Source organism: Aquabacterium sp. (assembly GCF_004297345.1).
In the GTDB taxonomy this organism is placed as follows: Bacteria; Pseudomonadota; Gammaproteobacteria; order Burkholderiales; family Burkholderiaceae_C; genus Aquabacterium.
The window spans coordinates 1-14,575 of record NZ_SCTN01000506.1 but is presented as its reverse complement, the minus strand read 5'-3'; the positions used below and the strand labels follow the sequence as shown (position 1 = coordinate 14,575).

Annotated in this window: 11 protein-coding genes; 4 read left to right on the top strand and 7 right to left on the bottom strand. The window is 60.8% G+C overall.

Annotated elements, in window-relative coordinates:
• A partial coding sequence (locus EPO09_RS19595; RefSeq protein ID WP_290645807.1) for a PqqD family protein occupies positions 1 to 683 on the bottom strand: 683 nt, incomplete at its 3' end.
• Between the two features lie 12 nt (positions 684 to 695).
• Entirely contained in the window at positions 696 to 2,231 is a 1,536-nt protein-coding gene (locus tag EPO09_RS19590; RefSeq protein ID WP_290645805.1) for an HlyD family efflux transporter periplasmic adaptor subunit, read from the bottom strand.
• 170 nt (positions 2,232 to 2,401) lie between these two features.
• Here EPO09_RS19590 and EPO09_RS19585 point away from each other — a divergent pair, with 170 nt between their 5' ends.
• Positions 2,402 to 3,139: a response regulator transcription factor gene (locus EPO09_RS19585; protein ID WP_290645803.1), complete on the top strand. Its 738-nt coding sequence runs from the start codon at positions 2,402 to 2,404 to the stop codon at positions 3,137 to 3,139.
• Positions 3,140 to 3,165: 26 nt separating this feature from the next.
• Positions 3,166 to 5,028 (top strand): hybrid sensor histidine kinase/response regulator, encoded by a 1,863-nt coding sequence (locus EPO09_RS19580; RefSeq protein WP_290645801.1) that lies wholly within the window; start codon positions 3,166 to 3,168, stop codon positions 5,026 to 5,028.
• 36 nt (positions 5,029 to 5,064) lie between these two features.
• Here EPO09_RS19580 and EPO09_RS19575 read toward each other — a convergent pair whose 3' ends face one another.
• From EPO09_RS19575 to EPO09_RS19555, 5 genes are all read right to left on the bottom strand, one after another.
• On the bottom strand, positions 5,065 to 6,027 hold the full coding sequence (locus tag EPO09_RS19575) for a nitronate monooxygenase family protein (RefSeq protein ID WP_290645799.1): 963 nt from the start codon (positions 6,025 to 6,027) through the stop codon (positions 5,065 to 5,067).
• A 134-nt stretch (positions 6,028 to 6,161) separates the two neighbouring features.
• Positions 6,162 to 6,728, bottom strand: coding sequence for an outer membrane beta-barrel protein (locus EPO09_RS19570; RefSeq protein ID WP_290645797.1), 567 nt, complete (start codon positions 6,726 to 6,728; stop codon positions 6,162 to 6,164).
• A 196-nt stretch (positions 6,729 to 6,924) separates the two neighbouring features.
• Positions 6,925 to 8,730, bottom strand: coding sequence for an acyl-CoA dehydrogenase (locus EPO09_RS19565; RefSeq protein WP_290645796.1), 1,806 nt, complete (start codon positions 8,728 to 8,730; stop codon positions 6,925 to 6,927).
• Between the two features lie 107 nt (positions 8,731 to 8,837).
• Positions 8,838 to 9,767, bottom strand: coding sequence for an electron transfer flavoprotein subunit alpha/FixB family protein (locus EPO09_RS19560; RefSeq protein ID WP_290645793.1), 930 nt, complete (start codon positions 9,765 to 9,767; stop codon positions 8,838 to 8,840).
• Positions 9,768 to 9,778: 11 nt separating this feature from the next.
• Entirely contained in the window at positions 9,779 to 10,528 is a 750-nt protein-coding gene (locus EPO09_RS19555) for an electron transfer flavoprotein subunit beta/FixA family protein (protein WP_290645791.1), read from the bottom strand.
• A gap of 190 nt (positions 10,529 to 10,718) precedes the next feature.
• Between EPO09_RS19555 and murI the strand changes: the two genes are divergently transcribed.
• Together murI and EPO09_RS19545 are read left to right on the top strand one after the other, a co-directional pair.
• Positions 10,719 to 11,585: a glutamate racemase gene (gene murI / locus EPO09_RS19550; RefSeq protein WP_290645789.1), complete on the top strand. Its 867-nt coding sequence runs from the start codon at positions 10,719 to 10,721 to the stop codon at positions 11,583 to 11,585.
• A 344-nt stretch (positions 11,586 to 11,929) separates the two neighbouring features.
• Positions 11,930 to 14,575: beta strand repeat-containing protein (locus EPO09_RS19545; RefSeq protein ID WP_367200095.1), on the top strand; the 2,646-nt coding region annotated here is incomplete at its 3' end.

Below are 14,575 nucleotides of genomic sequence, written 5' to 3'. Positions count from 1 at the left end.
CCCACCTCAGGCACTTCGCACCCGAAACGCCTCAGCATCAAGGCATGCCCCAACTCATGTACCGCCTTCATCAAGGGATACATCACCCACACCATGGCCAGGAACCTCGGCGTCATGAAATGGGCGCGACCATAGTCCCTCAACTCGGGCCAGTTGAACCAGGCCCCCATCAAGCCCAGCAGCATCAACCCCACCCAGGCCATCAATACGCGAGCAGAAAACAGGCTCTTGAAATAGGGATAGAGCCGCTCCAACAAAGCCGAGGGATTGAACAAGCCCAGGCGAAATGACAAGGGGTTGAGCCGCGAACGCTTGTCCCGCTGCAAGCGCTCCTCGCCCATGTCCATCATCTGGCGCACATCCGGCGTCACTTCTGCCTGCACCAGGCCCGCATCAGTCAATTGCCCCAGGATGCGGATCACATCGTGCTGCGTCGGGGCCTGGTCACCTTGTTGTGCCAACAGCGATTGCCAGATTTCATCCACGGTCAGCCGGCCGTCCAGACGCCCAACCAACTCAAACGCCTGCGCGTTCACGCGGTGATAGCGCCCTGTCGCCTGGTTGTGCAGCACGTACCAGGCCTGGCCACGCGTCTGCTGCATGCGCACACTCACGTGATGGCGCAAGCGCGGGTGCAAAGGCGCGATACGGTACCAGTAGGGAGAGATCAGGACGTCCTGCATGAGCTGCCTCGCTCAGAGCAGGGTCCAGGCCTGCATGCGCAGCCATTGCCAGGCCCGATCAGCCATGCGCCACAACAAAGGCCTAGGCGGCATGTCGATGCGCGCCACACCTTGCAAGCCAGGACGCAAGCCCCGCGCTCCGGCACCCGCCCCAGTCGGGATGGCCTCGATTTCGTAACGCACGCCATTGGGCGTGGTCTTGGCCACGGGCATCACCCTGTTGAGCATCAACCCGATGGTCTGATCCGGCATGGCAGCCAGACGCAAGCGCGCCATCTGCCCCTTGTCCAGGCTCGCGATATCTGTCTCATCAATTTCCAGCACCACGCGCCAGTCCAACCCGGGCGCCAAGGTGAGCATGTTGTCGCCGCGCTTGAGTGGCGCCCCCAATTGCTGGCGCAGATCACCCGCGATGACCACACCATCAAATGGCGACGTGATCCTCAAGCGCGCGATCTGCTGTTCGAGCAGCGCCATCTGGGCGCGCGTCTCGCTGAGCTTCGATTGGGCAATCACCGCTTGCGCACGATCACCCCTGGCAAAGGCCTCCGCGAAAGCGTTCTCATGCTGATTGGCTTCAGCCACTCGGGCGCGCAATGCGTTCTGCAGATCATCGTCCGCCATCTCCGCCAGAACCTGCCCCGCCTTGACAACGTCGCCAGCGTGAACATGCACCTCGCGCAAAAAGCCATCCTGCGGCGCGCTCATCACGCGCTGCACAGCACCTTCCAGGCGCGCCGACGCCGTCACCTGATATGGCAATGGCAAGCCGATACCGAACGACATGATCCCAAAGAAGGCCAGGACGGACCAACGCAAAGCGCGTTCACGCGGATCGGCCAGACGCAAGCGCAAGGACTCCACCCAGCCTCGACCTCGCTCGTACCAGGGCTGCTCCAGTCGATAGCGCAAGCTCAAGGCGGGCGACATCAACTCGGCCAGATGCGCCACCCAGCCCAACTCGGCGTCAGTGAAGCCCTTTGTGGCGTGCTGCTGTTCGAAAGAAAGCGGCCGCAAGGGATCGATCTGGGCCGTCCGTTCCAGCGTCAACGCGCCCAGCACGACGCCATCCTGAGCCAATGGCACAGTTACCACGCCAGACAAGCCTTGCACGCGGCACAAGGTCTGGTGGGCCATCGTGATGGCTTTGGACTGGTCATGCTTCGAATCTGACGCAAGGGGCCAACTCAGGGTTTGCTGCTGGTGGGCGGCCTCCAGCATCGCCTGATGCAATTCAGGCAAGGCCACGCCTTCATCCAGCAAGACGCCATCGGACAACACGCGCAAGCGCAAGGACTGCCCACTGACCCAACCCAGCGCGACACGGTGGCACTTCAACTGCTGATTCAACAGGGTGACCCACGCAGCCGCCCCCGTCGTCCAATCCTTTTCTGCCAGGAACGCCTGCAGGCACGCCACAGCCTGAGACTCTGACGGCGCGTCGGCCACAACAGCCTTCACTGGCGCAGACGCCATGACAGGCGGCACCACAGGCGAAGCCGGTCTGGCCTCAGCCTCATTGGGACGGGACGTGACAACGGTGCTCAACGCGGCTTTCCTGGTTCACACACATGGGGGTGTCGGGGCTTTTTTACCCGGCTTGCCCCTATGATCCGAAAATCTCAAGCGGCCAAAGCCTCAAATAACGGAGAAAGTTCACGCCTAGACAAGTATTCAGGCGGGTACTGGCCGGCTGCCACCACGATTCAGGAGTTTTTATGAAGGTATTGCTGATCGACGATCACCCGCTGATCCTGGCAGCCCTGCAGTCCGTCATTCAGGGCCTGGGCGACAACGTCACCGTTTCTGCAGCAGACAGCGGCCGCGTCGCGCGCGAAACCCTGCGCAATGACCCCAGCTACGACCTGGTCCTGCTGGACCTGCATCTGGGCGATGAAGATGGCTTTGACCTTCTGGGCGAGTTGCGAAGCAAATACCCTGCGCTGCCCGTGGTCGTGATTTCAGCCTCGGACCGCACCAGCGACGTCATCCGCGCCATCGACATGGGCGCCATGGGCTTCGTCCCCAAGCGGGCGACCAACGAAACCCTGTTCGATGCGCTGCAGCAGGTCATGTCTGGCGGCGTTTACGTCCCCCCCATGAGCATGGGTGCCGACAACATGACCCAGCTCAGCAGCTCACCGCACATCCAGCAGGTTCAGCGTGAAGCCACGTTCTCGTCCTTCCAGACCGTGCCTTCACTCGTGCAACTCGGCCTGACCCCTCGTCAGTCCGACGTGCTCAATTTGCTGCTCAAGGGGCAACCCAACAAGCTGATCGCACGTGAACTGGGCTTGTCTGTCGAGACCGTGAAAGACCACGTGGCAGCCGTGCTGCGCGCCTTGGGCGTCAGCTCGCGTACCCAGGCCGTGATCGCTGTAAGCCAGATCCTGCAAAAGCAAAGCGGCTCAGTCGTCGCGCCGTCGGGCCCCGCTGGCGGCTGGCGCGCGCGCTGAATCGTCAGCTTACAGGCTGATTCACCATGAGCGCCCTCCCCGCTACACCGTTTGGCAGCCAGGCAAGTTCAGCCAAGCCCACGCAAACCATGGCACAGGCCGATGCCTACGCCGATCTGCCCCAGCCCAGTGATGCCGCGCTGACGCAAGATACGACCCGGCTGGTCTACCGCCAGACCAGCGCGGCCCTGATGGCCCACTTCCTGGGTATGGTGGTGTTTGTGGCTGTGTACTGGGCTCATGCGCCGCACGGCCTGCTGGGCGCCTGGGCGCTGGCTTTTGCCTTGACATGGTCGGTGCGATTCGCAGGCTTGCTGAGCTATGACCGCGCGGTGCTTCAAGGCCAAGCCAACAGCGAACTCTGGCTGAGACGCTGGAATATCGGGATGTTCGTCGGCGTCATACTATGGAGCGTGGCGTCCATGCTGTTCTATCAGTATGGAGGCCCCTCGGAACGCACCGCCATGATCCTGACGATCTACTCGCTGGCGCTGGGTGCGGTACCCAATATGGCGTCGCAACCCAGGCTGTTCATGCTGTGCATGGGGGTGTATTTCCTGCCCATGATCGTCCGCTCTGCGCTGCAAAACAGCCAAGGGGAAGTTCAAATTGCCGGCATCCTCTGTCTGGTGTTGCTGTGCGCCCTCGCTTTGGGGCGGGGTTTTCGCAACGTGTTTGGCGAGATGGTCAGCCTGCGGGTGCACACCCAGAACCTTGCCAACCAGCTCAAGGGCGAAATGGCCGCAGCTGAAGCGGCGCAACGCCAGGCCGAACTGGCAAATCGCGCCAAGACCCAGTTCTTCGCGGCAGCCAGCCACGATCTGCGCCAACCCTTACACGCCATGGGTTTGTTCGCCGAAGCCTTGCGCCAGCGCAGCAAAGACACCGAAGTGGCGCATCTGGTTAACAGTATCAACAGTTCGGTTGATGCGCTGGAAGGCCTGTTCAGCGAACTGCTGGACATCACCAAGATCGACACCGGTGGCGTGGACAACCAGCCCGAGCATTTCTGCATGGGCGACATGTTCAACCGCATTCGCCTGACGTTTGAGCCCAACGCCTTTGAAAAAGGCCTGATGCTCAATTTCCGTGGCGATCAGCACCACGTCTATGCCGACCCGCTGATCGTCGAACGCATCCTGCGCAACCTGGTTTCCAACGCCATTCGCTACACTGAGGACGGTGGCGTACTGGTCACCTGCCGCCGTCGAGGCGAACAACTCTGCCTTCAGATCTGGGATACCGGCATCGGCATCACGGAAAAAGAGCAAAGCCGCATCTTCGAAGAGTTCTACCAGACGCAGAGCAACCGCCCGCTCGAACCCCATCACCGCAAAGGCCTCGGGCTGGGTCTGGCCATCGTCAAGCGCCTGGCTGACCTGATGGATGCGCCGCTCACCCTGCGTTCACGCGTTGGCCACGGCACTGTGTTCACGCTGATGCTGCCGGTAGGGCGTGCGCCACGCCTTCAACCGGCTGCGGCGCCCAGCAAGGCGACCCTGGGTGTCACACTGGATCGCCGTCACATCGTGGTGGTGGAAGATGAAATCGCCGTCATGGAAGGGCTGGAGGTCTTGCTCAAGGGATGGGGAGCCACTGTCAGCGCCTTCGACACGGTTGAGGCCGTGACCGAATGGGCCAGCAAGGTAGAGACACCACCGGATCTGCTGATCGTGGACTACCGCCTGCCAGAGCAGAAAACCGGCATCGATGCCATCAAGGCGATGCGCGCCAAGTTCGGCCCCAATCTGCCGGCCATCATGGTCACAGGCAGCACGATGACTGGGCATGAAGACGAAGCACGCAGGTACAACTTCCACCTGCTGATCAAGCCGGTGGTGGCCAACAAGCTGCGCGCCATGATTGCCTTCAAGCTCAGCGCACACTGATCGCACGCCGAGCGGGCTCAATTCACAAGGTGTTGATCACCCCTTGCACAGTTCCGCGCGAGCCGCTTCGTACTCAGCCTTCAGGCGGCCCACGAGCTCGGCTGTCGGCACGATCTGCTTGATCGCGCCAATGCCCTGGCCACAACCCCAGATGTCCTTCCAGACCTTGGCATCACCGCCATCCTTGCTGCCAAAGCTCATCTGGCTGGGGTCGCCATTGCCAAGGGTGTCCGGATCCATGCCGGCGTTCACGATGGAGGGACGCAGGTAGTTACCGTGCACGCCCGTGAACTTGCTGGAATAGATGATGTCGGCGCTGTTGCTGTCGACGATCATCTGCTTGTAGGCCTCAACGGCACGTGCCTCTTCAGTCGCAATGAACGCCGATCCGATGTAGGCGAAGTCAGCGCCCATGGCACGCGCAGCCAGGATCGAGCGGCCATGCGCGATGGAGCCAGACAGTGCCACCGGGCCTGTGAACCACTCGCGGATCTCTTGAATCAGCGCAAACGGGCTGGTTGTACCAGCATGGCCACCAGCACCTGTTGCCACAGCGATCAGGCCATCAGCGCCCTTTTCGATGGCTTTGTTGGCGAACTTGTTGTTGATGACGTCGTGCATGACCACACCACCCCAAGCGTGCACAGCCTGGTTGACGTCTTCGCGAGCCCCCAAAGACGTGATCACCACGGGCACCTTGTACTTGGCGCACATCTCCATGTCGTGATCCAGACGGTCATTGCTCTTGTGCACGATCTGGTTGATCGCAAACGGTGCTGCGGGCTTGTCCGGGTTGGCTGCGTTGTAGGCGGCCAGTGTTTCGGTGATTTCGGCCAGCCACTCGTCCAGCTGGGCTGCGGGGCGTGCGTTCAGCGCGGGCATCGAACCCACCACACCGGCCTTGCACTGGGCAATCACGAGCTTGGGCGTGCTGATGATGAACATCGGCGATGCAATGACGGGAAAGGGAACGCGTTTGAGTACATCGGGCAGTGCCATGTCTTTGTCTCCTCGTTATCAATGGGAAATGGGCTCCGTTGGCTTGCGCAAAAGCGCCCTCGCCAAGGATACAGTGCACTAAAGAAAAAAAGGCGCCCCGTGGGGCGCCTCTACATGGATGCGAGCAACGCTGATCAGAAGCTGTAGCGGCCACCCACCGAGATCAGGCGCAGGGTTGCTGTCTCATTGTTTTCAGCGATCGGAGACTGGGTGAAGTCAGCATCAATTGTCAACTTGAACTGTTTGTTCAATGCGAATTCAAGACCCAGACCCAAAAGTGCATTGGCCTTGGTTTTGGACGAAGAGCCAGAAACATATGAGTTGTGAATGACGCTCTTGGTCTCCACCTGGGCGACCGCAAGACGAGCTACCCCGGCAACTTGCGAAGAAAAATCACCGCGAAATGCGCCCCCAATATAAAACGCACGAGACTCCATCGTCAGATCAACCAAGCCGTAATAGCTCATATACACATTGGCGGTGGCCTGACCAAAGTTCACATACCCTGCCTCAATCGCGATATTGGGGTTCACTGCATAACCGCCGACCAGCTTGCCGCCGTAGTCGTCTTTGTCACAATGAGATGTACCAGCGCAATCCACGGCCAGATTGGTCGGGCCAAATGCGCCTTGAACATATGCTTGAGCGGATGCACTCCCCGCGACCATGGCCACCGCAGCAGCCAAAATCATTTTTTTCATATACAAACTCACTAGGAAAATCAGTCAGGAATTGACGGCTTGAAGTGTAAAAGACAGTAAAGAACCACCACCCCCTGGAGCAAGGGGGATATCCAGCCAATCTCGACAAAAGATGCCGATCAGACAAATGACTAGCGCGCTCTGATCAAAAAAAACCCGCCTGCCGGCGGGTTTTCAGACGGAACAAGCTGCGCGATCAGAAAGCGTCCAGCGACAGGGCCGTCACGCTTTCACCACCTGTGAGGATGGTGTCGCGCAGCGAAGCAACGCGAGCCAGAATGTGGTCGCCGTAGAAACGAGCAGTCACGATCTTCGCTTCCATGAAAGGTGCGTCGTTGCCAGCAGCCAGGTTGTCTTCGGCGGCAATCAGCGAACGGCCCATCTGCCAGCCAGCCACCAGATTGGCGGTCAACATCAGGTAAGGCACGGAGCCGGCAAACACGTCGTTGGGCTTGGTCTTCATGTTGGCCACAACGAAGTCCACCACTTGCAGGAAGGACTCGCGAGCAGCCTTCAACTGCGTGGCCAGCTTCTTGCCTGCAGCGCTGTTGCGTGCGGTCAGTTGGCCTTCGGTGTCAGCGATCATGGCAGCAACGGCCTTGGCCATGGCACCACCGTCACGCGAGGTCTTGCGACCGACCAGGTCGTTGGCCTGAATGGCAGTCGTGCCTTCGTAGATAGGCAGGATGCGCGAATCACGGTAGTACTGCGCTGCACCGGTTTCTTCGATGAAGCCCATGCCACCGTGCACTTGCACACCCAGCGAGGTCACTTCCACCGAGTTTTCGGTGCTGAAGCCCTTGATCAGCGGCACCAGGAATTCATAGAAAGCCTGAGCCTGCTTGGCGATGGCCGCGTCAGGGTGGTGATGGGCCGTGTCGTAAGCAGAAGCGCCAACCAGGGCCATGGCACGGGCACCTTCGGTCAGGGCACGCATGGTCATCAGCATGCGCTTGACATCAGGGTGATGGATGATGGCGGCAGAGCCAGGCTGCGAGCCGTCCACAGGACGCGATTGCACGCGGTCCTTGGCATAGGCCACAGCGTGTTGGTAAGCACGCTCGGACACGCCGATGCCCTGCACGCCCACGTCGTAGCGCGCAGCGTTCATCATGATGAACATGTACTCGAGGCCGCGGTTTTCTTCGCCCACGATGTAGCCGATGGCGCCTTCGCCCACGTCACCCTTGTTGTCACCGTAGACCAGCACAGCAGTAGGCGAAGCCTTGATGCCCAGCTTTTCTTCGATGGAGGCGCAGAACACGTCATTGCGCTTGCCCAGCGAGCCGTCTTCGTTGACCATGAACTTGGGCACGACGAACAGCGAGATGCCCTTCACACCTTCGGGCGCGTCAGGGGTACGCGCCAGCACCAGATGGACGATGTTCTCGACCATGTCGTGCTCACCGTAGGTGATGAAGATCTTCTGGCCCCAGATGCGGTAAGTGCCATCGTCCTGCTTGACGGCCTTGGAGCGCACCAGTGCCAGGTCCGAGCCGGCTTGCGGCTCGGTCAGGTTCATGGTGCCGGTCCATTGACCGGAAATCATGTTGGGGATGTAGCGGGTCTTGAGCTCGTCGCTACCAGCTGTCAGCAGGGCTTCGATGGCGCCACCGGTCAGGATGGAGCACAGCGAGAAGCTCAGGTTGGCAGCGGTGGTTTGCTCGATGCAAGCGGCACCAATGGTCTTGGGCAAGCCTTGGCCGCCGTATTCGACGGGCTGCTGCAGGCCTTGCCAGCCGGCCTCGGCCAGGGCGTTGTAGGCTTCCTTGAAGCCTGCCGAGGCGCGCACCACGCCGTTGTCCCACGAGCCGTGATCCTGGTCACCGCTCCAGTTCAGGGGAGCCACCACGCCTTCGTTGAACTTGGCCGACTCTTCCAGCACGGCTTGGGCGGTTTCAAAACCGGCATCTTCAAAGCCGGGAATCTGGGCGATCTTGTCCAGACCAGCGAGCTCTTTCATGCAGAAGAGTTGGTCCTTGACTGGGGCGCGGAAAGTCATCTTTTTTCTCCGATAAACGACAAAGGGGGCGTCTCGAAAGACGCCCCCGGCGGGTATGTCAAACAGACAAACCGTCTGTCATGAATTATCCCGTAATTTGCCTGTGATTACAGGGCTTTGATCAGTTCAGGCACAGCCGTGAACAGGTCAGCTTCCAGGCCGAAGTCAGCCACTTGGAAGATCGGTGCTTCTGGATCCTTGTTGATCGCGACGATCACCTTGGAGTCCTTCATACCGGCCAAATGCTGGATGGCGCCAGAGATACCGCAAGCGATGTACAGCTGGGGCGCCACGATCTTGCCGGTCTGACCGACTTGCAGGTCGTTGGGAGCGTAGCCAGCGTCCACGGCAGCGCGGGAAGCACCCAGGCCAGCGTTGAGCTTGTCAGCCAGAGGCGACATGACTTCGTTGAACTTCTCGGCAGAGCCCAGAGCACGGCCACCGGACACGATGATCTTGGCAGCAGTCAGTTCAGGGCGAGCAGACTTGGTCACTTCGCGACCCACGAAGGTCGAGGAGCCCGAATCGGCCACAGCAGCCACAGATTCAACAGCAGAGGAACCACCGGTGGTGGCGGCAGCGTCGAAAGCGGTACCACGAACGGTCAGCACCTTCACGGCGTCAGCCGATTGCACTGTGGCAATGGCGTTACCAGCGTAGATGGGACGCTCGAACGTGTCAGCCGACACGATCTTGGTGATTTCCGACACTTGAGCCACGTCCAGCTTGGCGGCCACGCGAGGCGACACGTTCTTGCCAGCAGCAGTAGCAGGGAACAGCAGGTGGCTGTAGGCAGAGGCCACAGCCAGAACCTGGGCAGCCACGTTCTCGGCCAGGCCGTCGGCAAACTGGGCGCCGTCAGCGTGCAAGACCTTGGAGACACCAGCGATTTGAGCAGCAGCAGCGGCAGCGGCACCAGCGTTGGAGCCAACCACCAGCACGTGCACGTCACCCAGAGCCTTGGCAGCCGTCACCACGTTCAGGGTGGCGGACTTGATGCTGTTGTTGTCGTGTTCAGCAATAACGAGAGCGGTCATGGGTTATCTCCTCAGATCACTTTGGCGACGTTCTTCAGCTTGTCGACCAGAGCAGCCACGTCGGCCACCTTGATACCAGCGGAACGCTTGGCAGGCTCTGCCACGCTCAGGGTCTTGATACGGGGGGCCACGTCCACACCCAGGTCAGCCGGCTTCACGGTTTCCAGGGGCTTCTTCTTGGCCTTCATGATGTTGGGCAGCGTGACGTAGCGAGGCTCGTTCAGACGCAGGTCGGTGGTGACCACGGCTGGCAGGCTCAGCGACACGGTTTCCAGACCGCCGTCCACTTCACGGGTCACAGCGACCTTGCCACCGGCGACTTCCACCTTGGAGGCGAAGGTACCTTGGGGCAGGTTGGCCAGGGCAGCCAGCATCTGGCCAGTCTGGTTGCTGTCGTCATCGATGGCTTGCTTGCCCAGGATGATCAGATCAGGCTTTTCCTTGTCAACCAGCGCCTTCAGCACCTTGGCCACGGCCAGAGGTTGCACGTCAGCGTCGGTTTCAACCAGGATGCCACGGTCGGCACCAATGGCCATGGCCGTGCGCAGGGTTTCCTGGCATTGCGACACGCCGATGGACACGGCGATGATCTCAGTGACCACGCCCTTTTCCTTCAGGCGGGTGGCTTCTTCGACGGCGATTTCGTCGAAGGGGTTCATGGACATCTTGACGTTGGCGATGTCGACACCAGAGCCGTCGGACTTCACGCGAACCTTCACGTTGTAGTCAACAACCCGCTTGACCGGAACCAGAACCTTCATGCGATGTTCTCCTGCGTCATGAGGAAGAGTTAAGTAAAAAGTTTGCCGCGCCCAAAAAAGCACGATCGTTCGATTCTAACGCGAACTAGGGAGATTGGACCACAAATGCAGACTCAATCGCATGACAATATGCGACTTCTGTCCCGCGCCCCTCGTTCGCGTACCCCTGTTTGCCTCGTTTTCTTGTCTTGTGACAAAAGCCTCCGCCTCTGGCCATCACGCCTCTGATGCAATTGCCCCTCTGTTCGAGGGCGCCCATACCCACATCGGCGTATTCGACTCCGGCCTGGGCGGCCTGTCCGTGCTGAGGGCCTTGCACGCACGCCTGCCGCAAGCCGACCTGACTTACGTTGCCGACTCGGGCAACGCCCCTTACGGCGAACGTGATGTGGACTTCATCGTGGCGCGCAGCCGGGCCATCTGCGACTTCCTGGCTGATCGGCAAGTGGACGCCATCGTGGTCGCCTGCAACACGGCCACGGCAGCGGCCATTCACGTGTTGCGGCATGCCCATCCCGGATTACCCATCATTGGCGTGGAACCAGGCGTCAAGCCTGCCGCGGCGCAATCGATCAACAAGCGCATTGGTGTACTGGCCACCCCCAGCACGCTGGCCAGCGATAAATACAAACGTTTGATTGAAAGCCACGGGCAAGGTGCCGTCATCGTGCCGCAAGCCTGCCCGGGTCTGGCCAAGGAAATCGAAGCGGGGCAACTCGATACCCCGGCGCTGCGTGATCTGGTTGAGCGCTTTGCCCAACCATTGCGCGAAGCCCAGGTCGATACCGTCGTACTGGGCTGCACGCACTATCCCTTCGTTGCACCGCTGTTTCAGGCCGCCTTGGGCTCAGATGTAACCATCATGGACACCGCCGAGGCGGTGGCTCAACACACGGCCCGCCTTTGCGCCCACCGTGCGACTGCAGGGAAGGAACAGGGCGTCGATCACAAATTCGCCGGGAATATCCACTTATTCTCCAGTGGAGACCCTCAACATCTCGCTGATGTCGCCCGACATTGGTTGGGACTACAAGGCCAGGTTTCGCCTTTGCCTTGAGCGCCTCCCCAAGCGCTCGAATTTGTAACAGCATCGCTGAAATAGTCCTGAAAACGGACAAGAAGTCGTGATGTTTCACGCGCTTTGCACCCCGGTATAGACCCTGGGATGCGTTCGGGTGCCACCAGGGGCTCAAGCCCCCTGCCCCCTTCCCGATAACCCGATGTCGTGCGGAGAATCCCGCGGTTCGGAAACGCTTTGCTGAACCCCGGCTTATTCGCGCATCAGAGGTTGTGCCCCACGCATAGCCTCTGACCAGATCGGATTTTCCCCTCTGGAAATCGGGTGCTTGCCACATCGTGAAGCGCAGCCCCGAGGACCAGAGGACCACAAGGGGTTAAAAAATGGCTTCTCTGATTCCTCTGCTGACCACGGCCCAGGTTGCGGCTCTGTCCACGCAAACCATCGCCAACCTGACCACGGCAGACTGGGCCTTGTTCACGACAGCCCAGATCACGGCGCTGACGACCGCGCAGATTCAAGCCATTGAAACGGCCGACCTCAAGGGTGTGACCACCGCGTCCATGGCGGTTTTCACGACCGACCAGATTGCCGCCTTCACCTCGACGCAATTCGGTGCCTTGTCGACCACGCAAATTGGTGTGATGAGCACGTCGCAAGCTGCTGCGCTGGAGACCACGGATCTGCAAAGCCTCAATACGGCGCAGATACGGGCGCTGAGCACCGCTGCCATCAATGCACTGGATACCCAGCAGATTGCGGCCTTGACCTCCAGCCAGTTGGTCACCATGGCCACCACGCAGGTTGCTGCGCTCAATACCAATCAGGTCGGGGCCATTGAAACCGCCGATCTGGCAGCCATGCTGTCTACCGAGATCGCGGCATTCAACACCAATCAGATCCGGGCACTGACGACACAGCAGATGTCGGCGCTCAGCTCGACCGCTATCCGCGCATTCAACACGGCCGACGTGGCTGCGCTGACGACCGACCAGGTCGTGGCCATGAGCACGCTGCAGATCTCTGCACTGGACACCAACCAGGTCAGCACGCTCAATACCGCCCAGGTCGCCGCCATTGACACCAGCGCCATCAGCGCCATGAGCACGGCGAGCGTTCGCGCGCTGAACACGGCTGCCGTGGCCGCACTGACCACAGAGCAGATCGCAGGCTTGAGCAGCACCCAGGTAGCCGCCTTGAGCACCACGCAGGTTGGCGCGCTGAACACCAACCAGATTGGCGCCATCGAAACCGCCGACCTGGCCGTGATGAACACCGCCCAGGTGGCCACGCTCAACACCAACCAGATTGCCGCACTCAGCACCAGCCAGATTGCGGCCATGAACACGGCCGACGTGCGCGCGCTGACGAGCACCACCGTGGCAGGCCTGACCACCGACCAGATCGTGGCCCTGACCAGCGCCCAACTGGTGGCCATGAGCACGACGCAAATCGGCGCCCTGAACACCAATCAGGTTGCCAACATGGAAACGGGTGATCTGGCTGCGCTGAGCACCGCCGCCATCGCCGCATTCAACACCGCCGCTGTACATGCCCTGACCACGGATCAGATCGTGGCCATGAACTCGGCCCAACTGGCCGCGCTGAACACCAATCAGATCGGCGCCTTGACCACCGATCAGGCCAACGCCATCGAGACGGCTGACCTGCGTGCCATGACCACGGCGCAGATCGGCGCGTTCAACACGGCACAAGTGGCAGCCCTGGGTACGGATGACGTACAGGCGCTGACCACATCGCAAGCTCGCGCGCTGAGCACGGCTGCAACGGCCGCCCTGACGACCGATCAGGTCGTGGCCTTGAACTCGGCGCAGATTGGCGCGATGAGCACCAGCCAGGTTGCCGCCATGAACACGGCCCAAGTCGCCGCCATCGAGACCAGCGACCTGGCCGGCCTCAACACGGCTGACGTTCGCGCCCTGAGCACGGCCGCCATTGCCGGCATGACCACAGATCAGGTCTCGGCGCTGTCGACCACGCAGATTGCGTCGCTGGGCACGAACCAGTCGGCGGTCCTGAACACCAATGACATCGTGGCGCTGAACTCGGCGCAGATCGGTGCGCTCAATACCGCGCAGATCGGCTCCTTCACTACCACCCAGGTCGTGGCGATTGAAACCGGCGATCTGGCTGGCTTCAACACGACGGCGATCAAGTCCCTGTCTACCGCTGCCGTTGCAGCTTTGACCACAGACCAGATCGTGGCGTTGAACTCGGCGCAGATTGGTGCCCTGTCCACCACCCAGGTTGGCGCGCTCAACACCGCGCAAATCTCGGCTGTGGAGACCAGTGACCTGGTCGCTTTCAACACCGCCAACATCCGATCGCTGAGCACCGCCGCCATCGCTGCGTTGACCACCGATCAAACCGCCGCGCTGACCACCGCGCAGATTGGTGCCTTGGGTACCAACCAGGTCGCCGCGCTGGATACCAACCAGATCGTGGCGCTGAGCTCGGCTCAGGTTGCCGCGCTGAACTCGTCTCAGGCCGCTGTGCTGAACACCGCACAGGTATCCGCCATCGAAACCAGCGATCTGGCAGGCCTGTCTACTGCCAGCACCCGTGCACTGAGCACGGCCGCCATCGCCGCGTTGACGACCGATCAGATCGTGGCGCTGAACTCGGCCCAGATCGCATCGTTGGGCACGACGCAGTTCGGCGCACTGACCACCACGCAGATTGGCGCGATCGAGACCAATGACATCAGCGCCATCAACACGGCCGATATCCGTGCGCTGACATCGTCTGCCGTGGGTGCGATGAACACCCTGCAGATCGCCACGTTGAGCACAACGCAAGTCGCTGCACTGGGTACCTCGCAAATCGCTGCCATGACCACCGACCAGGTTGTGGCACTGACGTCGACGCAACTGGGTGTACTCAACACGGCCAGCATTGCCACGCTGAACACGGCGCAAGTTGCCGCGATCGAAACGACAGACATCTCGGCCATCAACACGGCCGGCGTGCGCGCCCTGAACACCGCAGCCGTTGCGGCACTGACGACC